Origin of the sequence: Pseudomonas grandcourensis, from assembly GCF_039909015.1 — a bacterium.
Classification (GTDB): Bacteria; Pseudomonadota; Gammaproteobacteria; order Pseudomonadales; family Pseudomonadaceae; genus Aquipseudomonas; species Aquipseudomonas grandcourensis.
Genome location: NZ_CP150919.1, coordinates 4,265,919 through 4,290,932, shown reverse-complemented (window position 1 = coordinate 4,290,932; position 25,014 = coordinate 4,265,919). Strand labels below are relative to the sequence as shown.

At 62.3% G+C, this 25,014-nt stretch carries 22 protein-coding genes and 1 pseudogene; 16 read left to right on the top strand and 7 right to left on the bottom strand.

Annotated features, from left to right (window positions below; translation table 11 throughout):
• Positions 1-37: 37 nt before the first annotated feature.
• A complete protein-coding gene (locus AABM52_RS19120; RefSeq protein ID WP_347907489.1) occupies positions 38-1,522 on the top strand; it encodes a winged helix-turn-helix domain-containing protein in 1,485 nt (494 codons plus the stop codon).
• Here the strand turns inward: AABM52_RS19120 and AABM52_RS19115 are convergent.
• On the bottom strand, positions 1,487-4,291 hold the full coding sequence (locus tag AABM52_RS19115) for a winged helix-turn-helix domain-containing protein (RefSeq protein WP_347907488.1): 2,805 nt from the start codon (positions 4,289-4,291) through the stop codon (positions 1,487-1,489). The genes AABM52_RS19120 and AABM52_RS19115 overlap by 36 nt on opposite strands.
• A 285-nt stretch (positions 4,292-4,576) precedes the next feature.
• Here AABM52_RS19115 and AABM52_RS19110 point away from each other — a divergent pair, with 285 nt between their 5' ends.
• Both AABM52_RS19110 and AABM52_RS19105 read left to right on the top strand, forming a co-directional pair.
• On the top strand, positions 4,577-5,152 hold the full coding sequence (locus AABM52_RS19110; protein WP_347907487.1) for a flavodoxin family protein: 576 nt from the start codon (positions 4,577-4,579) through the stop codon (positions 5,150-5,152).
• Between the two features lie 34 nt (positions 5,153-5,186).
• Complete coding sequence (locus tag AABM52_RS19105) at positions 5,187-6,011, top strand: alpha/beta hydrolase (protein ID WP_347907486.1); 825 nt, start codon at positions 5,187-5,189, stop codon at positions 6,009-6,011.
• 36 nt (positions 6,012-6,047) lie between these two features.
• Here AABM52_RS19105 and AABM52_RS19100 read toward each other — a convergent pair whose 3' ends face one another.
• A complete protein-coding gene (locus tag AABM52_RS19100) occupies positions 6,048-6,491 on the bottom strand; it encodes an AraC family transcriptional regulator (protein ID WP_347907485.1) in 444 nt (147 codons plus the stop codon).
• 261 nt (positions 6,492-6,752) lie between these two features.
• Here AABM52_RS19100 and AABM52_RS19095 point away from each other — a divergent pair, with 261 nt between their 5' ends.
• From AABM52_RS19095 to ycaC, 8 genes are all read left to right on the top strand, one after another.
• A complete protein-coding gene (locus tag AABM52_RS19095; RefSeq protein ID WP_347907484.1) occupies positions 6,753-7,742 on the top strand; it encodes an MBL fold metallo-hydrolase in 990 nt (329 codons plus the stop codon).
• Positions 7,743-7,789: 47 nt separating this feature from the next.
• On the top strand, positions 7,790-8,710 hold the full coding sequence (locus AABM52_RS19090; protein WP_347907483.1) for a LysR substrate-binding domain-containing protein: 921 nt from the start codon (positions 7,790-7,792) through the stop codon (positions 8,708-8,710).
• Between the two features lie 167 nt (positions 8,711-8,877).
• A complete protein-coding gene (locus tag AABM52_RS19085) occupies positions 8,878-10,182 on the top strand; it encodes an IS4 family transposase (RefSeq protein ID WP_347907482.1) in 1,305 nt (434 codons plus the stop codon).
• 852 nt (positions 10,183-11,034) lie between these two features.
• Positions 11,035-11,394, top strand: a complete 360-nt coding sequence (locus tag AABM52_RS19080; RefSeq protein WP_347907481.1) for a DUF6124 family protein — start codon at positions 11,035-11,037, stop codon at positions 11,392-11,394.
• A gap of 292 nt (positions 11,395-11,686) precedes the next feature.
• Positions 11,687-12,103, top strand: a complete 417-nt coding sequence (locus tag AABM52_RS19075; RefSeq protein WP_347907480.1) for a DoxX family protein — start codon at positions 11,687-11,689, stop codon at positions 12,101-12,103.
• Positions 12,096-12,704 carry an antibiotic biosynthesis monooxygenase gene (locus AABM52_RS19070; protein WP_347907479.1) on the top strand — a complete coding sequence of 203 codons (609 nt, stop codon included), beginning with the start codon at positions 12,096-12,098 and terminating at the stop codon, positions 12,702-12,704. The genes AABM52_RS19075 and AABM52_RS19070 overlap by 8 nt, the downstream gene beginning before the upstream one ends.
• A complete protein-coding gene (locus AABM52_RS19065) occupies positions 12,704-14,542 on the top strand; it encodes an amidohydrolase (protein WP_347907477.1) in 1,839 nt (612 codons plus the stop codon). The genes AABM52_RS19070 and AABM52_RS19065 overlap by 1 nt, the downstream gene beginning before the upstream one ends.
• Positions 14,543-14,611: 69 nt before the next feature.
• The gene (ycaC, locus tag AABM52_RS19060; protein WP_007977200.1) at positions 14,612-15,238 is read left to right on the top strand and encodes an isochorismate family cysteine hydrolase YcaC; all 627 of its coding nucleotides are present in this window, start codon (positions 14,612-14,614) and stop codon (positions 15,236-15,238) included.
• A 114-nt stretch (positions 15,239-15,352) separates the two neighbouring features.
• Here ycaC and AABM52_RS19055 read toward each other — a convergent pair whose 3' ends face one another.
• A complete protein-coding gene (locus tag AABM52_RS19055) occupies positions 15,353-16,780 on the bottom strand; it encodes a mechanosensitive ion channel family protein (protein ID WP_347907475.1) in 1,428 nt (475 codons plus the stop codon).
• A gap of 68 nt (positions 16,781-16,848) precedes the next feature.
• Positions 16,849-17,868: an alpha/beta hydrolase gene (locus AABM52_RS19050; RefSeq protein ID WP_347907473.1), complete on the bottom strand. Its 1,020-nt coding sequence runs from the start codon at positions 17,866-17,868 to the stop codon at positions 16,849-16,851.
• Between the two features lie 159 nt (positions 17,869-18,027).
• On the opposite strand from AABM52_RS19050, the gene AABM52_RS19045 reads away from it, so the two are divergent.
• Positions 18,028-18,924: a LysR family transcriptional regulator gene (locus AABM52_RS19045; protein ID WP_347907471.1), complete on the top strand. Its 897-nt coding sequence runs from the start codon at positions 18,028-18,030 to the stop codon at positions 18,922-18,924.
• Positions 18,925-19,012: 88 nt separating this feature from the next.
• Here the strand turns inward: AABM52_RS19045 and AABM52_RS19040 are convergent, their stop codons facing one another.
• From AABM52_RS19040 to gspG, 3 genes are all read right to left on the bottom strand, one after another.
• Positions 19,013-19,606, bottom strand: a complete 594-nt coding sequence (locus AABM52_RS19040) for a hypothetical protein (RefSeq protein WP_347907469.1) — start codon at positions 19,604-19,606, stop codon at positions 19,013-19,015.
• A 170-nt stretch (positions 19,607-19,776) separates the two neighbouring features.
• Positions 19,777-20,964: a type II secretion system F family protein gene (locus AABM52_RS19035; RefSeq protein WP_347912655.1), complete on the bottom strand. Its 1,188-nt coding sequence runs from the start codon at positions 20,962-20,964 to the stop codon at positions 19,777-19,779.
• Positions 20,965-20,978: 14 nt separating this feature from the next.
• On the bottom strand, positions 20,979-21,413 hold the full coding sequence (gene gspG, locus AABM52_RS19030; protein ID WP_347907467.1) for a type II secretion system major pseudopilin GspG: 435 nt from the start codon (positions 21,411-21,413) through the stop codon (positions 20,979-20,981).
• Positions 21,414-21,630: 217 nt separating this feature from the next.
• Between gspG and AABM52_RS19025 the strand changes: the two genes are divergently transcribed.
• From AABM52_RS19025 to AABM52_RS19010, 4 genes and pseudogenes are all read left to right on the top strand, one after another.
• Positions 21,631-22,239, top strand: a complete 609-nt coding sequence (locus AABM52_RS19025) for a lytic transglycosylase domain-containing protein (RefSeq protein WP_347907465.1) — start codon at positions 21,631-21,633, stop codon at positions 22,237-22,239.
• 201 nt (positions 22,240-22,440) lie between these two features.
• Positions 22,441-23,097: an SCO family protein gene (locus AABM52_RS19020; protein WP_347907464.1), complete on the top strand. Its 657-nt coding sequence runs from the start codon at positions 22,441-22,443 to the stop codon at positions 23,095-23,097.
• A gap of 8 nt (positions 23,098-23,105) precedes the next feature.
• A pseudogene (locus AABM52_RS19015) lies at positions 23,106-23,453 on the top strand (hypothetical protein); the annotation flags it as partial.
• 9 nt (positions 23,454-23,462) lie between these two features.
• The gene (locus tag AABM52_RS19010; RefSeq protein WP_347907463.1) at positions 23,463-25,013 is read left to right on the top strand and encodes an ABC transporter substrate-binding protein; all 1,551 of its coding nucleotides are present in this window, start codon (positions 23,463-23,465) and stop codon (positions 25,011-25,013) included.
• The last annotated feature ends 1 nt before the right edge of the window (position 25,014 follow it).

The window sequence follows — 25,014 nt, the reverse complement described above, 5'->3', positions numbered from 1 at the left end:
TCACGTGCCAGATCAGGTTTCCAGAGGGTGACAGCGCATGAACAGCCTCAGAGATTTGAACAGCGAAGCGGTGCTGCAATTCGGACCCTACGCTTTCCACCTCAGTCAGCGACTGGTGCTGGAGGGCGATCGCCCGCTGCGCCTGGGCGGCCGCGCTCTTGACGTGTTGCAGGTGCTGGTCGAGCACGCAGGCTCGGTGGTCAGCAAGGAAGAGTTGATTGCGCAGGTCTGGCCGCGCTCCGTGGTCGAAGAGATCAACCTGCGCGTGCACATTGCCGCCTTGCGCCGAGCCTTGGGCGACGGGCAGAACGGCCAGTGCTACATCGTCAACATTCCCCAGCGCGGCTACAGTTTTGTCGCCCCGGTACAGCATTCGCCGCAACCCGTAGCGTTCCCGGGCGAGACCGTAAAAAAGCCTCTGCACAACCTGCCGGCGCGGCTCACGCCGATCACCGGGCGCGATGCAATTGTCGGCAGCCTGGTGCGGCAGTTGCCGGTGCGCCGATTCATGACCCTGGTCGGGCCTTGCGGTATCGGCAAGACCACCGTGGCGCTGCGCGTGGCCGAGCTGTTGTTGCAGCACTATCGGCATGGCGTGTGGCTGGTGGACCTGGCGGCGATCGATGACCCGGCGCAAGTGACCGATCACCTCACACGAACCCTTGGGCTGGAGGTCGGCACCACGCTGGAGACGCTGGCGCAGCGGCATGCCTTGGTGGTCCTGGACAACTGCGAACACCTGCTCGAACGCTGCCGGACGTTGATCGAAACGCTGCTGGCTTCGCTGCCGCGGCTGTCGATCCTCGCCACCAGCCGCGAGCCGCTCAAGGCATCGGGCGAAACCGTATTGCGTCTGCCACCGCTGGCGGTGCCGCCGGCGTCAGCGCTGCGCAGTGTTGCCGAGGTCATGGGCTATTCCGCTGTGCAATTGTTCGTCAGCCGTGCCCGAACTCGTCAACAAGGGTTCACCCTGCGCGAGCAAGACCTCAAGACCGTACGGGAAATCTGCCGGCGCCTCGACGGCCTGCCCCTGGCGATTGAATTGGCGGCGGCGCAAATCGATGCGCTGGCGCTGGTGGGGTTGCAAGCGCAACTCGATAACTGTTTTCAGTTGCTGTCCCAGGGCCGCCGCACGGCCGTGCCCCGGCACCAGACGCTCAAGGCTGCGCTGGACTGGAGCTACGAACGGTTGAATCCGCTGGAACAATCCGTGTTGCAGCAACTGGCGGTGTTCAAGATGGCCTTCACCCAAGACGCCGCGATAGGCGTGATCAGTTGCGACGCGTTGCCGGTCGCCGAGCTGATCGAGGTGCTGGACAACCTCACACTCAAATCACTGCTGTCCCAGGAGCAGGGCGGTGGTGTGACCCGTTACCGCTTCCTCAACACCACCCGCACCTATGCGCTGGAGAAACTCGAACTCAGTGGCGAATTGCGCACCCTTGAAACCCGTTATGCCGGTTACGTCAGTCAAACGTGCCGGCCTTCAGGTGGGCAGGTGACATTGCAACTCGTCGAGTAGCCGGCGAACGGTCATCAAGTCGGGCGTGGCGAAACCTTCGGTGTAGCGCTGGTAGATCGGGGCCAGCAGGTCATACGCCCTTTGGCTGTGGCCCTGACGCTTCCACAGTTGCGCCAGCGAGGTGGCGCTACGCAGTTCCCAGGCCAGGGCACCCTGGGCCTTTGCCACGTTGAGTGCCTTGAGCAATACCGTTTCGGCCGTCGCGGCTTTTAACGGGCAATCGGTTGCCAGCAACGTCTCGGCCCTGGCCCGCAGAATCTCAGCCGTGCTCCAGTCCGAAACGTCGCTTTGCGCACGCTCGAGCAGTTCATCATCGACACAGGTTGAATCCAGCGTGACCATGATGTCCTTGATCAAACCGACACATTGGCGGTCGGTTGGCCGAACATCGGTGCCGCCGATCACCTGCGCGTAGTGTTGCGCCCAGTGATAGAACAGTGGAACCGAGTGTTTCTGCGACTGTTCCAGCAGCAAGCGCAGGAGTTCGCGGGCGCTGCGGGTGTCGCCGTTGTAGTGGGCGATCAGGCAGCCGGCGAGCGCCAGGGTGTAGCAGATCGACGTGCCGTGGTTGATTTGCAGCGCGATGTCCAGCGCCTGCCGGGCTGCGCGCCAGGCCTGTTCCGGTTGGCCTTGCAGCCAGAGGATGCGCGCGTGGATGGTTAGCGCCGCGACGCTCTGGTCGTACTGCACACCAAAGCCATGGGTGAAACGGTTGAGATGACCACTGTGGGCCATGCGTTGCAGCACCTGTTCGGCATGCTCCCCAGCCTGTCGCTGGTCGCCGCAGAAATGCAGGGCGAGCACCCGCAATCGATGCATGCTCAGGGACATCAGGGCGTCGTCATGCAGCCCCAGTCGATCGAATTGCCGGCTCTGTTCCAAGGCCATCTGGTAATGGCCGCAGCTGAGATTGACTGCCAGGTGCCCGGAAATCGCCCGCAACTGACCGGCCACATCGTTGAGTTGGCTGGCCAGGGCTCTGGCGCTGACAAAAGCGCCAATGGTTTCAGTGCTGGCGCCTTGAGCGTGGTAACAGGCACTGCCCAGGGCCAGCTTGAGGGCCATCTGCAAGCGCGGGCAAGGTTCGGCAGACTGCTCGAGCAAGGCCAGAGCCTTGCGCACATAACCGCCGTGTTCCTTGAGCAGTGACAGCTCCTGCCACAGGGGCGTGGACGTCGCGGCCAGGCGTATCGCCAGTGCCTGTGGCCCTTGCGCGTGCAACCCCCAATCGAGGGCCGCGCGGATGTCCTCCAGGGCCCGGCCATAGCGCTCGAGCCACAAGCCGGTCGGGGTTTTCTCCCAGTCGTCCTGCGCTTGTTGCATCAGCGCCAGGCAACGCTCGGCATGCCGCTCCCGAGTGCCGGGCAGGTCGGTGGTTTGCGCGAGTTTTTCCAGGGCATAGCTGCGGGTGGTATCGAGCAGGCGGTAGTAAACATCCTCGTCGCCCACCTCCACGTTCAACAGGGACTTGGCAACCAGTTGCGTGATCGAGCCGAACACCCCGCGGGGTTCGATGTGTTCGCCGACAATCACCGCCGCTGCCGACGCCAGGGTGAAGCCGCCGCGAAACACACTCAGTCGGCGCAGGCAGGTCTTTTCGCAGGCGTTGAGCAGCTCGAAGCTCCAGTCCAGTGTCGCGCGCAGGGTCTGATGGCGTGCCAGGGGTGTCTGGCAGGGCTGGGTCAACACCCGGAAGCTGCTTTGCAGGTGCGCCAGCAAGCCGGGCAACCCGAAGTTGCCCACTTGCGCCGCCGCCAGTTCGATGGCCAGTGGAATGCCGTCCAGTCGGTGGCAGATGTCGATCAACAGCGGCAGCTCATCGTCCGTCAGTTCAAAACTGTCATGGCTGGCCATGGCCCGTTCGACGAACAGTTGCAGGGCGGAAAAGGTCATGGCCTGGGCGCGGTCGAGGACGGCGATGGGCGGCGGGCAGTCGAGTGATTCCAGGCGCTGGACGAATTCCCCTTCGGCCCGCAGGCTCTCGCGGCTGGTGGCGAGAATGTGCACGTGCGGCGCACTGCGCAGAATGTTTTCGCAGAGCTGGGCGATGGCATCGACCAGGTGTTCGCAGTTGTCGATGACCAACAGCATTTGCCTGTCGCGCAGACAGTCGGCAAGACCGCTCAGGGGCTGGTCGTCGTGCAGGGCCAGTTCGAGCAAGGTCGCCAGGTGACCGTCGATCATCAGCGGGCAGTTGATCGGGGCCAGGTCCAGCAGGCGAATGCCGTCCCGGTAGAGACCGATCATTTGTTCGGCGACCCGCAAAGCCACGGTGGTCTTGCCGATGCCGCCGGGGCCGACGAGGGTGATGAAGCGCTGGCGTGGCAGTTGCACCACCAGATTGTCGACCAGCGTCCGCCGGCCGATCATGCGTGTATGGCGCACCGGCAGGTTATGCCGGCTCGGCGTGCAAGCCACGGGCGCTGGCGGTTGCTCGGCCTGCTCCAGTGAGTGCGGTGCGACGAAGCTGTACCCGCGCTGGGCCACGGTGACGATGTAGCGCTGGCCGGCCTGGCCGTCGCCGAGCGCCTTGCGCAATGCGGCCATGTGCACCCGCAGGTTGATGTCTTCGACCACGCTGTCGGGCCAGACCCGGGCGATCAGTTGTTGCTTGCTGACCACGTTGCCGGCGTGCTCAAGCAGGATCAACAGGATGTCCATGGCGCGCCGACCCAAGCGCAAAGGCTGGTCGGCCTCCATCACCAGGCGTTGTCCGGGGTAGACCCGGTAGGGGCCGAAATGCACAGCCTGTTCGGGGGAAAGGGTCAACGAGTCGCTCCTGCTGCATCCGTCTAGTACGCGGTTTCCGAGCATATTCCTCAGGTTTTCTACGTAGCGCAATGCGCCGCCTGGGTGACTGAAGGGGCAGGCATTGACTCTAGCGTATCGGCCAGCGGCTGTCGGTCCCGAAAACATTGGGTGCGACAGATGGACAGGACATGCCGGGGCTTTTTGCGCGCCAGGGAAAATTAACAACGTTTAACTCGTCGCGCGTCCGGTCTACGCCAAAACTCGCTCCTACAAGAGGACTCAACTCATCGCAAGGACAGAGCAATGAGCAACGTGGTGGTGGTCTATCACAGTGGCTACGGGCACACCCGGGTCATGGCCGAAGCCGTGGCTACGGGCGTGGAACGGCACCTGGGCAGCACCTGCCAGTTGATCCCGGTCGAGGAAGTGGACGAGCACTGGGAGCGGCTGCACAACGCCGACGCCATCATCTTCGGCGCGCCGACCTACATGGGCAGTGCCTCGGCGGCCTTCAAGGCGTTCATGGAGGCCACGGCGGCGTTCTACCTGGCCCAACCCTGGCGCGACAAACTCGCGGCGGGCTTCACCAATTCCGGCTGCCTGTGCGGCGACAAGCTCAACACCTTGCTGCAGATCGCGGTGTTCGCCGCCCAGCACTCGATGATCTGGGTCGGCCTCGATCTGCTGCCGGCACGCTCCAGCACCGGCGCGTTCAACGGCCAACTCAATCGCCTGGGCAGCTCACTGGGCGCCATGGCCCAGTCGAATGTCGAGCAATCCCCCGACGATGCACCACCCCCCGAGGATCGCTGCACCGCCGCCCACCTGGGCGAGCGGGTGGCGCGCCTGGCCGATCGCCTGAAGCCATTACCGAATTGATTCACCCCCAACCCTCGTTAAGGAGACATCACCCATGAGCACCTTCACTACCCGCGACGGCGTCGAGATCTACTACAAGGACTGGGGCACCGGTCAGCCGGTTGTCTTCAGCCACGGCTGGCCGCTGAACGCCGACAGCTGGGAATCGCAGATGATCTTCCTGGCCTCCAAGGGCTACCGGGTCATCGCCCACGACCGTCGCGGTCATGGGCGCTCCAGCCAGCCGTGGTCGGGCAATGACATGGACCATTACGCCGACGATCTGGCGCAGTTGATCGAACTGCTCGATCTGCAAAACGCCGTGCTGTTCGGCTTCTCCACCGGCGGTGGCGAAGTGGCGCGTTACATCGGTCGTCACGGCACCGGGCGCGTGGCCAAGGCCGGGCTGATTTCCGCAGTGCCGCCGCAGATGCTCAAGACCGAAGCCAACCCCGGCGGCCTGCCGCTGGAAGTGTTCGACGGCATCCGCCAGGCCTCGCTGGCCGACCGTTCGCAGCTGTACATCGACCTCGCCAGCGGCCAGTTCTTCGGCTTCAACAAACCCGATGCGAAACCGTCCCAGGGCATGATCGACTGGTTCTGGATGCAGGGCATGATGGCCGGTCACAAGAACGCCTATGACTGCATCAAGGCATTCTCGGAAACCGACTTCACCGAAGACCTGAAGAAGTTCGACGTGCCGACCCTGGTGGTGCATGGCGACGCGGATCAGGTCGTGCCATACGAAGCGGCGGGCGTCTCCTCCGCCAAACTGGTGAAGGGTTCGACGCTGAAGATTTACCCGGGCGCCCCTCACGGTTTGACGGACACCCACAAGGACCAGCTCAACGCCGACCTGCTGGCGTTCTTGAAAGGTTAAAAAGCCGGATCAAAAGATCGCAGGCTTCGCCAGCTCCTACACGCTAGCGTGCATGCCCGCAGGCGCTGGCGAAGGCTGCGATCTTTTGCTTTTAAGGCCATGCACCACTTGGCAGCGCCAGGCAAACGGATTGATGCCTTCGCTGCGGGTGAAGATATGGCAGAAGTGCGCCTGATCGCAGAAGCCGCATTCGAGGCTGATCTGCGTGAGGCTCAGGCCGGTGTACTGGATCAATTGCTTGGCCAGGGCAATGCGCTGCTGGCGAATCCAGTCCTGTGGCGAGAGGCCGGTGCTGCACTTGAACGCACGAGAGAAATGACTGCGCGAGAGGGCGCAAGCCTGTGCCAGTTCAGTGACTTCCAGGCTGTCGCCCAGACGCTCGAGGATCAGTTGTTTAACCAGTTTTTCGCGTTGCGGGCTGAGGCCGCCGGTGTGGGCCTTGCGAGGTTCGCTGGCAGTGGTGTGCTGTGGGTAAGCCATGGCCATTGTCCGGTCGGGGAGGAAAAGCGCTGGCGCCCGGTTCGAGCGATCAGCACCGTTACTCTGGAAAAAACAGTTCTGCGCTGAGGGCTTCATTGTTGGAGGCGCCCGCTGCGGCTGACGAGTTAAACGTTGTTAATTCCATGCCCGAGGGTGTTAACACAGCACATCGCTGCAAGTGCGGGCAGCGTCGATTGGCACAAGATGCGCACAATGGAGCGGGCTATAACGGACCGCCGCGTGGCCTGGAAAGGTAATTAGATGAAATGGACATTGCAGGGAACGCTCGGCGCCATCGGCCTGGTTCTGATCTCCGCTGGCGCACAGGCCCAGGCGCCCGCGCAGGTGGGCACGCAAGTACCCGGATACTTCCGCCTGGCGCTGGGGGATTACGAAGTGACGGCGCTGTTCGACGGCTACAACGATCTGTCGCCCAAGCTGCTGCAAGGCATGAACCAGGGGCAGATCCGCGCTCTGCTGGCCCGTCGTTCGATTGAAACCCCAGGTGTGCAGACCGCCTTCAACGCTTTTCTGGTCAACACCGGTAAACAGCTGATCCTGATCGACACCGGGGCAGGGCAGTGCATCGGTCCTACCGCCGGCCAGTTGCCGGCCAACCTGCAGGCGGCCGGCTACAAACCGGAGCAGGTGGACGCCATCCTGATCACCCACCTGCACCTGGATCACGTCTGCGGTCTGGTGGACGGCCAACAGCAACCGCTGTTCGCCAACGCCACGGTGTATGCCGCCAAGGCCGAGGCCGACTACTGGCTCGATCCGCAGGCATTGGCCAAGGCGCCGGAAGCGGCCAAGGGCTTCTTCAAGGTGGCCCAGGACTCCACCGCGCCTTACGTTGCCGCTGGCCGTTTCAAGACCTTCACCCCCGGCCAGTCACCGTTGCCGGGTGTGGTCGAGGCGCAACTGGAAGCCGGGCACACGCCGGGGAGCACCACGTACCGTTTCACGTCTCAAGGGCAAAGCATCCTGTTCATGGGCGACCTGGTGCACAACCTCGCCGTGCAGTTCTTGCACCCTGAGGTGTCGATCGGTTTCGACGTCGACAGCCAGCATGCGATCAAAAGCCGCAACCAGGTGTTCAGTGCCGCTGCCGCCAGCAAGACCTGGGTGACGGCGGCGCACCTGCCATTCCCCGGCATCGGTCACATCACCGCCGAAGGCAAGCATTTCCAGTGGGTGCCGGTGGAGTACGGGCCGTACAAACGAGCGGCAAACGTGCCGTTGATCGAGTAAAGTCGGCAGCTCTCGCGCCTGGCCGACCACACAAGGAACCCGAGCCTATGAACCGTAACGATCTGCGTCGCGTCGACATGAACCTGCTGGTGATTTTCGAAGCCCTGATGTTCGAAAAGAACCTGACCCGCGTCGCGGAAAAACTGTTCATGGGCCAACCGGCGGTGAGCGCCGCGCTGGGGCGTCTGCGCGATCTGTTCGACGACCCGTTGCTGTTGCGCAACGGTCGCGGCATGGAACCGACGGCGCGGGCGCTGGCGATTCTCAAGGAACTGCAACCGGCGATGGACACCATTTCCGGCGCGGTCAGCCGGGCCAAGGAATTCGATCCGGCGACCAGTTGCGATGTGTTCCGTATCGGGCTGTCGGACGATGCCGAGTTCGGTTTGTTTCCGCCGTTGCTGCGTCAGTTGCAAGAGGAAGCGCCGGGCATCGTCGTGGTCGTGCGGCGGGCCAATTACCTGTTGATGCCGACGCTGCTGGCCTCGGGGGAAATCTCGGTGGGCGTGAGTTACACCACGGATCTGCCGGCCAATGCCAAGCGCAAGAAGCTGCGCGATATTCCCTGCAAGGTGCTGCGCGGCGACACCCGGCCGGGGACGTTGACCCTGGATGAGTACTGCGAGCGGCCCCATGCGATGGTGTCGTTCTCGGGGGACTTGAGCGGCAATATCGATCTGGATCTGGCGAAGGTCGGGCGTTGTCGTCGTGTGGTGCTGGGGGTGCCGCAGTTCAGTGGGTTGCGGGCGTTGCTCGCTGGTACCGAGATGATTGCCACTGTGCCGGATTATGCGGCGTGTGCGTTGGTCGAGGGGTGTGGGTTGCGGGCTGAGGATCCGCCGTTCGAGATTGAGGCGGCGCAGTTGTCGATGGCCTGGAGCGGGGTGCATGACAATGATCCGGCGGAGCGGTGGTTGCGGTCGCGGATCGGTCAGTTCATGTCTTTGGCTTTGGATGTTTCCTCCTGACTGAGTACATATCCATTTCTTCGGTAACGGCGACTTATGGTTTCGCCCTTACGGCCAGCCCTTTCAAGGTCTTCGTTTAAACTCCCCCCAAAACTCCAGTCAGGGTGACGAAAACGATGTGGGCAGAAGTTCTAGCGCGGTTTGAAAAAAAGACACCGGCCAGTGTCATGACTAAATTGATACTGGAGCAGGCTGTTCCTGCCGAATGGGTTGATCAGGTGTTTGAAGAACACCGTCAACGCCAATACCCGCGTGAGCTTTTGTTTTCGACCATCGTTGAGCTGATGTCCCTTGTTTCATTAGGTTTGCGCCCTTCTTTGCATGCCGCTGCCCGGCAAATGGAGGGGCTACCGGTTACCTTGGCGGCGCTCTATGACAAGGTCAGCCGCACAGAGCCCGCGTTGCTGCGGGCGTTGGTTACAGGAAGCGCCGAGCGCTTGGCTCCGACGATAAAAGAGTTGGGCTGTTCAGCCATTTTGCCCGGCTGGCAGCTGCGCATCGTTGACGGCAATCACCTGCCATCTACCGAAAAACGCTTGGGGGCCTTGCGGCGTGAGCGAGGTGCGGCGCGACCAGGGTTTTCAGTAGTGGTCTACGACCCGGACCGGGATCAGATTGTCGACTTGCAGCCATGCGAGGATGCCTACGCGAGTGAGCGCGTCAGCGTGCTGCCGTTGTTGGCCTGCGCCACTAAGGGCCAGCTGTGGATGGCTGATCGGTTGTACTGCACGCTGCCCGTCATGCAAGCCTGCGAGGAAGCGGGCGCTTCTTTCATTATTCGCCAGCAAAGCAAGCATCCACGGTTGATTGAGGAAGGCGGCTGGCAAGAATCTGTGGCCATCGAATCCGGAACGGTGCGCGAGCAAATCATCGAACTCAAAGGTGGTCACCGCTGGCGCCGAGTTGAACTGAACCTACAGACACCTACTGACTCAGGCGACACTGTGATGTGGTTCTGGAGCAACTTGCCAGACACCGTCAGCGCCGGGCAGATCGCCGAGTTATACCGTCGTCGCTGGAGTATCGAAGGGATGTTCCAGCGCCTGGAATCGGTGCTGGACAGTGAAATCGAAAGCCTTGGCGCTCCGCGGGCGGCGTTGCTGGGTTTTGCTTCAGCGATCTTGGCCTACAACGTCCTGGCAGTGCTCAAACGCAGCGTGGAGCAGGCTCATCGCGAGACATTGCCCGAAGGCTGGGAAGCTTCGATCTTCCATCTGACGGTACAAGTACGCAGCGGTTATGAGGGCATGCAGATCGCGTTGCCCTCGGACTATCTATCACTCCAAACGACCTCGGAAACGCTGGCGGAGCGTCTGTTGGCGCTGGCCAGGAACATCAAGCCCAAACAGGTCGCCAAAAGCATACGTGGTCCCAAAATCGCCAAACCCAAGGAGTGGCTGGACGGCAAAGCTGCGCATGCTCATGTGTCGACCGACCGGGTGCTCAAAGCCCATAAAGGGAAAACACCTTGAAAGGGCTGGCCCTTACGGCGAGTCCCTTTGGCAAACGCCCCAAAGGAACCAAAGGTCTCGCCCCTTACGTACGGCCCCTCGCTTAGGCTCGGCGTTCCTTCGCTGCGGCATTCATCCGGGGGCATTGCCCTCCGGTCGGCTTCGCTTCGACCTACATGCAATGAGTTCGACTGCGTCGAACGGCGCTGCGCGCCAATCCCCGGATGAACACCTCCACTCAGCCTGCCGAGGGGGCGGGTGGATCAAGATCAAGAGCTGCAGGCGAGCTAACGCTCGGCCTGATGAGTGGTGAGAAGCGACGGGGTGGTCTGTTCTGCTGTGCTTTTGCTTTTCTGTGGGAGCGAGCTTGCTCGCGATGGCGGCCTGCCAGCCGACCAGTTTCTTTCGAATGTACCCAGCCCAACTGTAGGAGCGAGCCTGCTCGCGATAGCGGTGTATCAGTCAACACCAGTGCCGTATGTGATGCCGCCTTCGCGAGCAAGCTCGCACACAGGGAATATGCAGTGTTCTGGCAGCCCTGTTTAAAAGCCGTCAGCCTCTATTCCTGAAAGCCACACTGCCTTGCGTCGTTGCCTACAACTACGCCAGAATCCGCCGGCTTGTGCGTCTTGACCCTGATCTCTAACGTTCTCCGCGTCGCTGCCCATTCAGCGATCGGGTTTAGCAGCTCGGTAAATTTCAAGGCTCGCCAGTGTCACCTCAAGATCATTTCGGTCTGCAATTTGGTGGCTGTGCGTGGGGCACTTCGGTGCGCCGGGTTCCTTGATCCCTGGTCTGCTAACCCGCGTACAGCCGCCACCCGATTCGTTTAGCAGCGACCTGTGGCGGCTCCATTGATCAAGGAGCTTGACCATGTTCAAACCAACCCCCAATCCCCCGCAATCCGAAGACGTTTCCCCCTACGATTCGCTCGACTCCAAAAAGCTCCACGAGGCCGCCGACCGCGCACTGGATCACTACCTGAACCCCGCAAAAGATCCGGCTCCATCGCACAATCCCAGCACGATGTTTGTCATCGCCCCCGGCATCAACACTGAAACGCTTTTGGCCCACGCCTGCGAATCCCTGGCCTCGGCCAGCATCATGGCCAGTGACCTTGCGGGATTTCTGGAAAGTCCTCATCGCAATTCACTGCTGGGCATTGCGCAGATCATCATGCTTGGTGAGCTGGCGGTGAACCGGGCGCTGGATAATCTCGACCCGCAAGGCTAACCACTGATCCCTGTGGCGAGGGGGCTTGCCCCCGTTGGGCAGCGAAGCGGCCCCAAAACCAGCAACCGTGATGCTTCAGGCATACCGTGTTAACCGGTTTACGACTGCTGCGCAGCCGAGCGGGGGCAAGCCCCCTCGCCACAGGGGACTGCGCTTTGCAGGCGAGTTGCGCGTCTTTGTCGCACTCGAAAACAGAGCACGTACATTCAATTTTTCCTCCCCCCGTCCCGGCACTATCGAATCCAGTCCCGGCGCATCGACGCCGGTGGTTTTTCATTTGTGCGGGTAGGCCATGGACGCTTTGCGACGCGATGATCGGGCGCAAGACTGGGGGTTGCTGTTCCTGCGGGTCAGCGGCGGGTTGTTCCTGTTGTGGGTGCACGGTTTGCCCAAGCTGCTTCACTACAGTGCCGAACTGCAAAACATCGAAGACCCATTCCACCTGGGCGCAAACCTGACGCTGCTGCTGGCGATTTTCGCCGAGGTGGTGTGTCCGCTGCTGATCGTCGCCGGGTTGCTGGCGCGTCTGGCATGTTTGCCTATTCTGTTTCTGCTGTGGGTGTCGATGTTGATCGTGCACCCGCAGTGGACGCTCTTCGAAGGCCAGTTCGGCTGGCTGTTGTTGATCGTGTTCACCAGCATTCTCATCGCCGGGCCGGGACGGCTGGCGCTCAATGTCCGTTTTGCCGGAGCCTTGCGTTATGTCTGATCTCAATCGCCGTGAGCCGGTAAGTCCCGGGCCTGATGAGGTGGTGACCCTGATCGTCAAGCACCGGGTCAAGGCCGGTTTCGAAGTGCCTTATGAAGCCTGGCTGCGCAACATCGTCAAGGTGGCCTCGCAGAACGTCGGGCATTTAGGCGTGGATGTGGTGCGTGGCAAGAGCGCCGGCCTCGACACCTACACCAGTGTGCTGCGCTTTTGCTCGACCGAGGCGATGCAGCGCTGGCTCGATTCTCCGAAACGCCAGGAATTGGTCGACGAAGCCGCGCCGATGCTGGCCGATGGCGACCAGACCGAGGTCAATCCGGTCAACGAGTTCTGGTTCTCGCCCCAGGCCGAGGCTGGTACGCCACCGCCGCGCTGGAAGCAGGCGGTGGTGACGCTGCTGGTGATCCTGCCGCACACCTTGCTGGTGCCGCTGCTCTGGGGGCCACTGCTACGGCTCAACGCCTTGCTCTCCAATTACGTGGTGGCCACGTTCCTGATCACCCTGACCATCGTGCTGTCGGTGGTTTACATCTTCATGCCCATGGCGACGCGCCTGTTCGCGCCCTGGCTGTCTCCCGCTACTTTGCACGAGGAACCGTGATGAACGCCGATCTGATTCTGTTCAATGGTCAATTCCATACCGTCGACCGCGAAAACCCGCACGCCAGCGCCGTGGCGATCAGCGATGGGCGTTTTGTCGCGGTCGGCAGCGATGCCGAGGCCATGGCCCTGCGCGGTTCAGGCACGCAAGTGATCGACCTCAAGGGTCGCTGCGTGATCCCCGGGCTCAACGACTCGCACCTGCACCTGATCCGTGGTGGCTTGAACTACAACCTGGAACTGCGCTGGGAAGGCGTGCCGTCCCTGGCCGATGCCTTGCGCATGCTCAAGGATCAGGCCGACCGCACGCCGACGCCACAGTGGGTGCGGGTGGTCGGTGGCTGGAACGAATTCCAGTTCGCCGAAAAGCGCATGCCGACCCTGGCAGAGCTCAACCAGGCGGCACCGGACACGCCAGTGTTCGTGCTGCACCTGTACGACCGCGCCTTGCTCAACCGCGCCGCGTTGCGCGTCGCCGGTTACACCCGCGACACGCCGAACCCGCCGGGTGGCGAGATCGTGCGTGACGCCAATGGCGAGCCGACCGGCATGCTGGTGGCGCGGCCCAACGCGATGATTCTGTACTCGACCCTGGCCAAGGGGCCGAAGCTGCCGCTGGAGTATCAGGTCAACTCGACCCGTCAGTTCATGCGCGAACTCAATCGCCTGGGCCTGACCAGCGCCATCGATGCCGGCGGCGGTTTCCAGAATTACCCGGATGATTACCAGGTGATCGAGCAGTTGGCGAAGGACGGGCAACTCACCGTGCGCATCGCCTACAACCTGTTCACCCAGAAGCCCAAGGACGAGTTGACCGACTTCAAGAACTGGACCAGCAGCGTGAAGCTGCACCAGGGCGACGATTACCTGCGGCACAACGGCGCCGGGGAAATGCTGGTGTTCTCGGCGGCGGACTTCGAAGACTTCCTCGAACCGCGCCCGGACCTGCCGCAAACCATGGAAGCCGAACTGGAGCCGGTGGTGCGCCACCTCGTCGAGCAACGCTGGCCGTTCCGTTTGCACGCCACCTACAACGAATCCATCAGCCGCATGCTCGACGTGTTCGAGAAGGTCAACCGCGACATTCCGTTCAACGGCTTGCCGTGGTTCTTCGACCATGCCGAAACCATCACCCCACAGAACATCGAGCGGGTGAGGGCGCTGGGTGGCGGCATTGCGATTCAGGATCGCATGGCGTTCCAGGGTGAATATTTCGTCGAGCGTTACGGCGCGAAAGCGGCCGAAGCCACGCCGCCGATCAAGCGCATGCTGGCCGAAGGTGTGCCGGTGGGCGCCGGTACCGACGCGACGCGGGTGTCGAGCTACAACCCATGGACCTCGCTGTACTGGATGGTCAGCGGCCGCACCGTCGGCGGCATGGAGTTGCACGCCGAAGGCCTTTCACGCCTGACGGCGCTGGAACTGTTCACCCACGGCAGCGCCTGGTTCTCGTCGGAGCAAGGCAAGAAGGGCCAGATCAAGGTCGGGCAATTGGCCGACGTCGCCGCCCTCAGCGCGGATTTCTTCAGCGTCGATGAAGAGGCGATCAAGTGGATCGAGTCGGTGCTGACCGTGGTCGGCGGCAAAGTGGTGTACGGCGCCGGTGACTTCCAGAAGCTCGGGCCGGCCAGCGTGCCGGTGCTGCCGGACTGGTCGCCGGTGGTGAAGGTGCCGGGCCACTGGCGCCCGACGTCGCCGATGCAGGTCCAGGTTCACCATTGCAGCGGCCCATGTGCGGTGCATTCCCACAGTCATGAACGGGCGCGCCTGTCGAACGCGCCGGTCAGCGATTTCGCCGGTTTCTGGGGCGCCTTTGGCTGCTCGTGTTTTGCCTTCTGACCCATTTAAAAAAACGCCGGCCCATCAGGTCGGCGTTGACTGCGACAACCATCCACCAAGGAGTTTCCAATGAGCAACGTTCCGTACAAACGCCTGAACAAAGACGATGCCGTGGTATTGCTGGTCGACCATCAGACCGGTCTGATCTCGCTGGTACAGGATTTCTCGCCCAACGAGTTCAAGAACAACGTGCTGGCGCTGGGCGACATCGCCAAGTTCTTCAAGCTGCCGACCATCCTCACCACCAGTTTCGACAGCGGTCCTAACGGCCCGATCGTGCCGGAACTCAAGGCGCAGTTCCCGGACGCGCCGTTCATTGCACGCCCGGGCCAGATCAACGCCTGGGACAACGAAGACTTCGTCAAGGCGATCAAGGCTACCGGTCGCAAGCAACTGATCATCGCCGGTGTGGTGACCGACGTGTGCGTGGCATTCCCGACCCTGTCGGCCATTGCCGAAGGCTTTGAGGTGTTTGTGGTGACCGACGCTTCCGGCACCTTCAACACCACCGTGCAACAAGCGGCCTGGGCACGCATGTCGGCCGCCGGTGCGCACCTGCTGAACTGGTTCTCCGTGGCCTGCGAGCTGCAAGGCGACTGGCGCAACGACATGGAAGGCCTGGCCAACCTGCTGTCCGAGCGTCTGCCGAACTATCGCAACCTGATCAACAGCTACATGAAATTTACTGCGAAGTAATGGTTGTGGCTGCTGGCTTTGGCCAGCAGCCTTTAAAAGATCGCAGCCTTCGGCAGCTCCTACTTCGGAATGTGTTTCCCTGTAGGAGCTGCCGAAGGCTGCGATCTTTTTCTTTCAACGCTTTTGCAACCAACTCAAAAACCCACCTTTCCTGACCGCCACCGGCTTGGCCATCAACGCCATCCGGCTGTTCTGCTGGCGCACCGCTTGCAGCTTGTTCAAGGCCCGGTCGACTTCCCGTCGTTGCGTCATGCAACTGCGGGTCAGGGATTTGTCGAGCCGGTAGATGATGCTTGAGGTCATGGCGGTGAACCGTGCCTGGGATGGCGTATCGGCGAGGATGCTCTGTTCGCCCATGACTTCGCTCGGCCCCATGCGCCCGGCTTCGATCTGAGTGCTGCCGTCGGGGACGGTGGCGCTGACCACGCCGGTTGCGATGACGAACAGGCTGTCCGGCACTTCATCCAGATCCAGCACCACATCACCGGCCGCGTATTGCTGCGCCACCATGTTCTGGGCCAGGCGATCACGTTCCTCGGCGCTCAGGGAGCGGAAGATTTTCACTTCATCGAGCAAGGCCCGTGCGCGGGTCGACGGTTCGATCACGCCATCGGGTTGCCGGGAAATGCCTGCCGCTTCGAGGTGCCGATGGGCCAGGTCGAACAGTTGATTGCGCACTTCACCCTTTTTGCCCAGTTCGGCGATGAAGCCGCTGGCCACGTATTCGGACATGGTTTCGCCGGCTTCCTTGAGCACGGCTTTCGGCGCCGGATCGAGCAGCAGGCTGCTGCTGCCCTGAAGGGTGCGGTCCAGGGCATCGAGTACCCGACGCGGGCGGATGTGGTTGGGCACCTGAATGCTGATCGACACGCCGTGCACGTTGAACGGACGGCTGAGGTTGACGATCTTTGCCTTGGCCGCCACCGAGTTCGGCACCACCGCCGTGCTGCCGGCGCTGGTCAGCAGGTGGGTGGCACGCCAGTTGATGTCCAGCACCTTGCCTTCAATGCCGTCGATGGAAACCCGGTCATCGACCTGGTACGGCTTGGTGGTGTTGAGCACGATGCCGGAGAACACGTCGCTCAAGGTGCTCTGCAATGCCAGGCCCACCACGATGGCGACGACGCCGGAGGTCGCCAGCAAACCTTTCACCGGCAGCTCCAGCACGTAGCCGGCGGCGGCCACCACGGCAATCAGGAACACCAGTGCGCCGATGACATCCTGCAACAGCCGGCCGCTGTGGCCGATGCGCCGCATCAGGGCCAGGCCGATCACTTCGGTGAGCACCCGCGCGGCGTACAGCCACCAGAGAATCCCCAGCGCCGTGGCCCCCAATTGCGCCACGGGATCATCGGCAAACAACGGCGCCTGCAACGGGCTGACGCCGGCGTTGATGAGCACCGCGCTGAACAGCACAAACAGCGCCAGGCGCACACCGACCCGGCTGACGCGATGCTTGAATGGCGCGAGGTGCCAGAGCAGGGCGTCGATGGCCAGCAGCAGGGTGCTCAGGGAGAGCAGGTGACCGAGGAGAAAGGACATGGGGAAACTCCGTTTTCAAAAAGGCAGACAGAAAAAAGCCTGCCGGGGAGGCAGGCTTTCTGCAGGGCTTATTTCAAGTGAGTCTTGAGTTCGAGCGCAGCCTGGCGCACCGCCGCCTTGACTTCAGGAATCTGGCTCAGCGGGTTGAGCAAGCCGAAGTCGTGGATCATACCGTTGTAGCGTACCGAGGTCACCGGCACGCCCGCCGCGTCGAGGTGGCGGGCATAACCTTCGCCTTCGTCACGCAGCACGTCGAATTCAGCGGTCTGCACCAGAGCGGCCGGCAAGCCTTTGAGCTGTTCGGTGCTGGCGTTGAGCGGTGAGGCATGAATCTGCGCACGCTCGCCGGCGTCGGTGGTGTAGTTGTCCCAGAACCACTTCATCATGTTTTGCGTCAGGAAGTGGCCGTCGGCAAATTGCTGGTACGACGCGTTATCGAACTGCGCGTTGGTCACCGGCCACATCAGCAGTTGAAAACGCAGGGCCGGGGCTTTCTGCTCCTTGGCCATCAAGGCCACGACCGCCGCCATGTTGCCGCCGACACTGTTGCCGGCCACGGCCAGGCGCTGACCATCGACGCCGATCTGCTGGCCGTGTTCGGCCACCCAGCGGGTCGCGGCATAGGCCTGGTTGATCGCGGTCGGGTAATGCGCTTCCGGCGACGGCGTGTAATCGACGTACACCGCGACCGCGCCGGAACCCACCACCAGGTCACGAATCAGGCGTTGGTGAGTCGGGAAGTCGCCCAGTACCCAACCACCACCGTGGAAGAACATGAACACCGGCAACTCGCCTTTGACCTTGGCCGGGCACACCACTTTGAGGTTGATCGTCTGACCGTCAACCTTGATTGCCTTGTCGCTGACTTCCACGCCGGACAGGTCAACCTTCACCGACGCCTGGGCACCGGTCAGCACCCCGCGGGCGTCTGTCGGGCTCAGCTGTTCAAGCGGTTTGCCACCACCGGCGGCAAGGGCTTCGAGGAAGGCCTGGGTGTTGTGTTCGACACCCGGGCTGCCCGCGGCAAAAGCGTTGCCTACGGAAAGGGCGAGGAGGGATGCAGTCAGGGTTTTCTGGACGAGGTTCATGGGTAAATCCTTTTTAACCGATGGCATTGAGATTTTTGAGATGAGGTCGCTGCCGGCCCTGTGATTCAGGCTTGAGCAACACCGTGAACACAGATTAATAGGATGCCTGAAAGGGAAAAAGCGGCTATAAAGTGTTTAACTGTCAACCTGGAAGTGACAATGAACCCCTTCGAAGATATGCGTATTTTTTGCCAGGTCATGGACTCCGGCAGCTTCACGGCGGCCGCCGATCAACTGGGGCTGTCCAAGCAGTTTGTCAGCCGCCGCTTGATGCAACTCGAAGAGCGCCTGGGCGTGCGCTTGCTCAATCGCTCGACCCGGCGCCTGGACGTCACACCGCTGGGGCAGAGCTATTACGAGTCAGCCTTGCGCCTGCTCAGCGAAGTCGAACAAGTGGAGCAGGGCATCGCCGGCCAGACCACCGAGCCACGGGGGACCATTCGTGTGAGTGCGCCGCTGTCGTTCGCACTGGCGCATCTGGGTTGCCTGTTGCCGGTGTTTTTGCAGCGCTATCGCGACGTGACGGTGGAGATGGATTTGAGCGATCGGCCCGTGGATTTGCTCGGTGAGGGCTACGACCTGGCGCTGCGCATCGGCACACTGGAAGACTCGACACTGATCGCCCGACGCATTGCCTCCATTGAACGGGTGTACTGCGCAAGCCCCGCGTACCTCAACGAACGCGGCACGCCGCTCAAGCCTGAAGACTTGCACGGTCACGACTGCCTGCCGTACGGCCATGGTCGACAGGTGCAATGGCGGTTTGCGGGGCAGGGCAAGCCATTGAGCGTCAATGTCAGCGGGCGGATGCGGGTCAACAACGGTGAGTTACTCAAGGATGCGGCGATCGCCGGGCTGGGGATTACGTATTTACCGACGTTCATCGTCGGCTCGGCGTTGAAGGATGGGCGGCTGGTGGAGGTGCTGGAGGATTTGCGCCCCGAGCCGCTGACGTTGTCGGCGGTCTATCCGCAACACCGGCAAAGTTCGCGGCCGGTGCAGGCGCTGGTTGAGTTCTTGCGCGAGCGGCTGGATCGGGTTGAAGGTGGCTTGTAGAAACGCGGAGTGCCCGACTCAAACGAACCTGTGGGAGCGAGCAAGCCCGCTCCCACAGGGTTTTGTGTTGTATGGGAATCAGCGTAAATCAGCTCCTTTTGTCATCACCGGGCTCGGCATGGACACCACGGTCATCCCCGGGCTCGCCATTGGCATGGACACCGCGGTCATCGCCCGGCTCGCCATTGGCATGGACGCCACGGTCATCGCCGGGTTCGCCATTGGCATGGACGCCACGGTCATCGCCGGGCTCTCCATTGGCGTGGACGCCACGATCATCCCCGGGTTCATCATGGGTGCCGCTGCGTCCTGAGGACGAGGCCGTTCCGGAATGACTCGAGCCGCTGTTGGCACTGCCATGGCCGCTGTTGCTGCCATGGTCGCCACTATGGCCGCTGCCGCTGTTGCCACCACTGCCGCCACCGCCGCTGCCGCCTCCACTGCCGCCTCCACTGCCGCCGCCACCACCGCTACCACCGCCGCCGCCACCGCCGCTGCCACCACCTCCGCCGCTGCCGCCGCCGCCACCACCGCCACTTCCGCCACCACCACCGCCGCCGCCACTACCCCCATCCTTGGCCTGAGCACTGGAAACTCCGGACAGGCTGTCCGGAATCAATACGGTAGACGCCGACAGAACCGCGCCAATAGCTACTGCCAGTAAAAGCTTATTGATGAGCATGTCGTTCTCCGTCTTTTTATTCAGATTGGAACGTTGATGAACTTTGCAATGTGCTGCTTTTTTTTCCCGTGGGAACTTGATGAACAGTTCAGCGAACCGATTTATTCGGCTGGAACGTTGAAAAAGCGACGTACAGTCGGGCTCGCTTCTAAAGGGGCAGCTCCAAAGGGTCAGTGAATGCTTGAGGCCAACTCGAAAATCGGGATGTACATCAGGATCACGATCACCCCGATCAACAGGCCGATGAAGGTCATGAGCAAGGGTTCGAACAGCCGCACGAACCATTCGATCCAGCGGCTGATTTCTTCGTCGTAGAAGTCGGCGCTGCGCTCCATCATCTGCCCGAGGTTGCCGGACTGTTCGCCGGCACGCAGCAGGCGCAGGGACACGGGGGTCACCAGATGATTGAGTTCCAGCGCGGCAGAGAGTGATTGCCCCTCGCGCACCCGGTCGCAGGCCAGGTCCAGGCGCGTGCGGGAGGCGACGGTGAGCAGGCCACGGACCATGCCCATGGCGGTGACCAGGGGGATGCCGCCTTGCAGCAGAATCCCCAGCGAACGGTAGAAGCGCGCCAGTTCATACATGAAGATGCGCTGGTGCACCGCAGGGAGTTTTTCGATCAGGCGGTCCAGCCCCCGACGAAAGGCCGGCTGGCGCTGGAGCAGGGTGAGGGTGACGATGATGGCCAGCAATCCCCCGAAGAATTCGCCCTGGTGGGTGTGCAGGAACATGCCGCTGCTCATCAGGATCTGCGACATCCACGGCAGGTTCGACCCCAGCCCTTCAAACACCAGGCTGAAGCGCGGTACGACATACCCCATCAGAAACAACACCACACCACCGCCCACCACCAGCAACAGCAAGGGGTAGATCGACGCGCTGATGATCTTCTGGCGAACCTCATCCATGCGCTGGCGATAGCTGACATAGCGGCCCAGGGCTTCGCCCACGGCGCCGGTCTTTTCACTGGACTGGACCAGCGCCACGTACAGCGGGGGGAACACGGCTGACAGCTGGCTCAAGGCCTGGGAAAACGATTTGCCCTCGTAAAGCAGGCGGACCAGCTCGTTCAAGGTTTTGCGGGCCTGTGGCGCGCTTTCCTTTTCCGCCAGGCTTTCCAGCGCATCGATCAACGGCAGGCCGGCGTTGAGCAGGGTGGTCAGTTCCTGGCTGAACAACACCAGGTTGAACGTCTCGCGCCTGTGCAGGCGCAACGCGCGCCAATGGCGCTCGGCATGCAGGCTGACTACCCGCAGGCCCTGGTCTTCGGCGATGCGCCTGGCTTCGCTGTGCCCCGGTGCCTCGACGGTCATCGAGACGACACCGGCCTTGCCAACGGCCTTGAGATGAAAACGTATGGTCGCCATTTCCGTCAGTTCCAGTTGGTGACTTCGGCGTTCTCGCCTTCGCCACCGGGCTGCCCGTCCTTGCCCATGGACAACAGGTCGTACTCGCTGTTTTCACCGGGATAGCGATAGGCGTAGTTGTGGCCCCAGGGGTCTTGCGGGAGTTTTTTCTGCAAGTACGGGCCGGTCCAGCGCGGTTCGTCGGCAGGGGCGGTGACCAGCGCCTGCAAGCCTTGTTCGGTGGACGGGTAATGGCCGACCTCCAGGCGGTAAAGGTCCAGGGCTTTGCTCAAGCCTTCTATTTGCGCCTTGGCCACTTTCACTTCGGAACGGCCCAGTTGGGCGAAATACTTCGGCGCCACGATGCCGGCCAGCAGCCCCAGTACCACCAGCACCACCAACAGTTCGAGCAAGGTGAACCCGCTTTGGGGTCGCCGGGCATAACACAGTCGCTGATTCATGATGACCTCATAAGAGTCGGCAGCAGAGTTGCCATGTAGTTGCTATGTCGTTGCTATGTAGCAGCATGCAATTGCCATGCTCACGATTGCCGACCCTTGCGCACCCCCTGTACTACGGGCCTTCTCGCTTACGGCACAGTGCTTGCGTATGGCTGCTGCACGACTGGCCATTGGGGCAATACCCCCAATTTTCGGGGCCGGAAGGGGAGGTATAACAATGAAAACACTCACCACCGGGTTGCTGGGTCTGCTTGTGCTGGCCGGCACCGCGCAGGCCGATGTTTTTGTTTCCGTGGACGCCAATGGCAGCTACGTCCTGTCCAATGTCCACCGGCCCGGACGCCACTATGAACGGGTGATTCGTGAGCCCGATGCGGCGGTGGTCAGCCTCGATCAGCAACCACAGATGATCGCCGCGCAACCCTATGCCGATCTGGTGGCGGCGGCGGCCATGGCCAACGAACTGCCGGCGGCGCTGATTCACGCAGTGATCAAGACCGAATCGAGATACAACGCCCGCGCCACCTCACCCAAGGGCGCTCGCGGACTGATGCAGTTGATGCCCGCCACCGCCCGCGAAATGGGTGTGACCAATGTCTACGACCCCAAGGCCAACATCCAGGGCGGCGCCCGCTATCTCAAGCGCCTGATGACGATGTTCGACAACGATATCCGCCTCGCCGTGGCGGCCTATAACGCCGGCCCGCAAGCGGTGCTCAGCCGGGGCAACGTGGTCCCGCCGTTCGCCGAGACCCAGCGTTATGTGCCCAATGTGCTGAACCAGTATCGGCGTTTACAGGGGTTGCCCGCGGATTCGCCGCTGTGATCGAACCCCCCGGGGAAATTTTCCCCAATAGTGGGGAATGGTGGCCCCGGCGAGAAAGGGGGGGGATTGGGTGGGGAATATCCCCCGACCTATCAAGTCTTGATTATAACCAACTGATTAATAACGTATTTTTTTGTGGCACGCGGATTGCTCCGGTCGATTTGTCGAGAAGTGGCGATACACCACCAAGAGGAAACTGACATGGACCGATTCGCGCATCGCGGCCTGCTGACGTTCTGCCTGTTGGCCTTCGGTATCGACCAGACGCTGGCTCACTCGGCGGACGAGCACACAGGGCATGACATGACGGCCAGCACCGCCAGCCCGGAGACCGCCCGGATCAGGTTTGCCGACGTGGCCCTGCTGGACCAGGACGGCAAGGTCGTCAGCCTGGAAAAAGACCTGGTGAGCAACAAGATCGTGGTCATGGGGTTCATCTACACCAACTGCACCACGGTCTGCCCGGTGGTGTCCTCAATAATGGGCAGGGTGCAAAAACAGTTGGGCGCGCGGGTCGGCACCGAGGTGCAACTGGTGTCGATCAGCATCGACCCGCAGCGTGATGATCCCCAACGCCTGAGCGACTACGCCCGCACCTTCCAGAAGGGGCCGGGCTGGAGCTGGCTGACCGGTTCGCCGCAGTCGGTCGATGCCACCCTCAAGGGCCTGGGCGCCTATAGCGGTGGCTTCGAGAACCACCCGCCGATGATTCTGGTGGGGGACGGCAACAACCGTTCCTGGACCCGCTACTACGGTCTCACCGACCCGACGGAACTGGCCCGGGCCGTCGAGAGGCTCAGGGGCGAACGCAATGCCCACGCCAAACACACCGCCATCGCCATGGAGCATCAGCCATGAGCGCCATCGACGGGAAAACCTGCTTCACCAACACACCCTTGCAGGACCAGAGCGGCAGCACCTTAATCTCCCTTACCAGTGATCCGCTGCGCAACACGCCGGCGGTACTCAAGGCTTGCACCTTGAAACAGGGCATCGATGGGCCCCACTGGTTTTTTCTTATCGACGACAAGGTGCAAATGGACCTTGTATGGGGCCACATCGACCAGATCGTGCCGACCCCCGCGCAACACTCCACCCGGTTGATAGTCAGTGACGTGGCGAACAAGTGCTGGAGCAAAATCCGTCCCGCCGCCCCGGCCGCCGCCATTGCCCAGCGCTTGCAGTTGCTGACAATGCCCTCGGCCTGTCGCTGAGCCACGGCCATGAATATTGCCCTCGTTCTTGGCCTGCTGCTCTTCGGCGGCATCGCGCTCACCGCCCATGCACAGCCGCTGAGCTTCAGCGAAAGTGCCGGTAAACGGCTGTATCACGAAGGCGTGTCGGCCAGCGGCGAACCGGTCATGGTCCGGGTCGGCGCAGCGGGCATGCCGGTGCCGGCCACCCGCCTGCCGTGCGCCAGTTGTCATGGCGAAGGTGGCCTCGGGCGCGCCGAAGGCGAGGTGCGACCGCCGGACCTGCGCTGGTCGCGACTGGCCAGCAGCCAGGGCCAGCAGCACATCAACGGGCGAAGTTATCCGGCCTACAGCGAAAGCAGCCTGGCACGGGCGGTACAGGAGGGTCGCGACCCGGGCAACAATCGGCTCGATCCGACGATGCCACGGTTCGTGTTGTCGATGACCGATCAACGCAACCTCATGGCGTACCTCAAGCACCTGGCCGAAGACCGCGTTCCGGGACTGGCCCCCGACAGTCTGCACCTGGGCACGTTGTTGCCGGGTTCCGGACCCTTGGGCGAGGAGGGCGTCACGGTGGCGGCGGTGCTCAACGGCTGCGTGGCGCGCATCAACGAGGCGGGCGGAATTCATGGCCGGCAGTTGCGCCTGACCATCCTCGACCCCGGCGCCGACCGCGCCAGTGCCGAAAAGGCGCTGGACCGGTTGATCGATGAAGAGCAGGTGTTTGCCCTGATCGCACCGCTGGCGCCGGCATTGGACGTGGGCTTCGCCGAGCGTCTGGAACAGGCCGGAATTCCCCTGATCGGGCCGCTGTCCCTGCAGGGGGCGCCCCACGCCAGCCCGCAGATATTCGAACCGCTGCCGGGCCTTCGCGAGCAATTGATCGCCCTGGCCGACTACGCCAGGGCCAGCCTGCGGGTGCTTCAGGGGCCGACGCTGATCGCCTACCCGGACGAACCCGGTCAACGGCTGGCGGCGCAGGAACTCGGCAAGTACCTGCAGGGGCACGCCTGGCAAAAGGTGCGCCTGCAAACCTACGACCCGGCCGGTGATGAGTTTCCCTTGGGGTCGCGCTCGGTGTTCTACCTGGGCAGCAGCAGCGGCTTCAGTCATCTGGCCGAGCGCTTGCAAACGGCGGGGCAGGTGCCTTACCTGTTCGCCGCCTCGAACCAGGTGGCGGGCAATCTGACGCAGGTGCCCAGCGGATTTTCCCGGCGGGTGTTCCTGGCCTTTCCGTTCGTGCCCAGTGACTGGACCCTGGCCGGGCGCCTGGCTTTGACCCAGTTGCGCGAACACCAGGGCCTCGGCGGCCAGCACGCGGTGCTGCAAGTGGGCGCGTTCAGTTCGATGATGCTGCTCGGCGAAGGCATGAAGCAGGCCGGGCGCGATGCCAGTCGCGAGAAGTTGGTCAGTGCCCTGGAAGGCCTGCATGACTTCGATACCGGGCTGACGCCACTGATGAGCTTTGGTCCGGGCCGGCGCCTGGGCTTGAGCGGTGCCCATATCGTCACGGTGGATCTGCCGGACCAGCGTTTCTACCTGGTCGCGCCCTATAAACCCATTGCTGCAACGCCCTGAC

Bases quoted from the DNA above. Each gene is read 5' to 3' on its own strand.
- AABM52_RS19120 (WP_347907489.1), top strand. From the start codon at position 38: ATGAACAGCCTCAGAGATTTGAACAGCGAAGCGGTGCTGCAATTCGGA.
- AABM52_RS19110 (WP_347907487.1), top strand. From the start codon at position 4,577: ATGAGCAACGTGGTGGTGGTCTATCACAGTGGCTACGGGCACACCCGG.
- AABM52_RS19105 (WP_347907486.1), top strand. From the start codon at position 5,187: ATGAGCACCTTCACTACCCGCGACGGCGTCGAGATCTACTACAAGGAC.
- AABM52_RS19100 (WP_347907485.1), bottom strand. From the start codon at position 6,491: ATGGCTTACCCACAGCACACCACTGCCAGCGAACCTCGCAAGGCCCAC.
- AABM52_RS19095 (WP_347907484.1), top strand. From the start codon at position 6,753: ATGAAATGGACATTGCAGGGAACGCTCGGCGCCATCGGCCTGGTTCTG.
- AABM52_RS19090 (WP_347907483.1), top strand. From the start codon at position 7,790: ATGAACCGTAACGATCTGCGTCGCGTCGACATGAACCTGCTGGTGATT.
- AABM52_RS19085 (WP_347907482.1), top strand. From the start codon at position 8,878: ATGACTAAATTGATACTGGAGCAGGCTGTTCCTGCCGAATGGGTTGAT.
- AABM52_RS19080 (WP_347907481.1), top strand. From the start codon at position 11,035: ATGTTCAAACCAACCCCCAATCCCCCGCAATCCGAAGACGTTTCCCCC.
- AABM52_RS19075 (WP_347907480.1), top strand. From the start codon at position 11,687: ATGGACGCTTTGCGACGCGATGATCGGGCGCAAGACTGGGGGTTGCTG.
- AABM52_RS19070 (WP_347907479.1), top strand. From the start codon at position 12,096: ATGTCTGATCTCAATCGCCGTGAGCCGGTAAGTCCCGGGCCTGATGAG.
- AABM52_RS19065 (WP_347907477.1), top strand. From the start codon at position 12,704: ATGAACGCCGATCTGATTCTGTTCAATGGTCAATTCCATACCGTCGAC.
- ycaC (WP_007977200.1), top strand. From the start codon at position 14,612: ATGAGCAACGTTCCGTACAAACGCCTGAACAAAGACGATGCCGTGGTA.
- AABM52_RS19055 (WP_347907475.1), bottom strand. From the start codon at position 16,780: ATGTCCTTTCTCCTCGGTCACCTGCTCTCCCTGAGCACCCTGCTGCTG.
- AABM52_RS19050 (WP_347907473.1), bottom strand. From the start codon at position 17,868: ATGAACCTCGTCCAGAAAACCCTGACTGCATCCCTCCTCGCCCTTTCC.
- AABM52_RS19045 (WP_347907471.1), top strand. From the start codon at position 18,028: ATGAACCCCTTCGAAGATATGCGTATTTTTTGCCAGGTCATGGACTCC.
- AABM52_RS19040 (WP_347907469.1), bottom strand. From the start codon at position 19,606: ATGCTCATCAATAAGCTTTTACTGGCAGTAGCTATTGGCGCGGTTCTG.
- gspG (WP_347907467.1), bottom strand. From the start codon at position 21,413: ATGAATCAGCGACTGTGTTATGCCCGGCGACCCCAAAGCGGGTTCACC.
- AABM52_RS19025 (WP_347907465.1), top strand. From the start codon at position 21,631: ATGAAAACACTCACCACCGGGTTGCTGGGTCTGCTTGTGCTGGCCGGC.
- AABM52_RS19020 (WP_347907464.1), top strand. From the start codon at position 22,441: ATGGACCGATTCGCGCATCGCGGCCTGCTGACGTTCTGCCTGTTGGCC.
- AABM52_RS19010 (WP_347907463.1), top strand. From the start codon at position 23,463: ATGAATATTGCCCTCGTTCTTGGCCTGCTGCTCTTCGGCGGCATCGCG.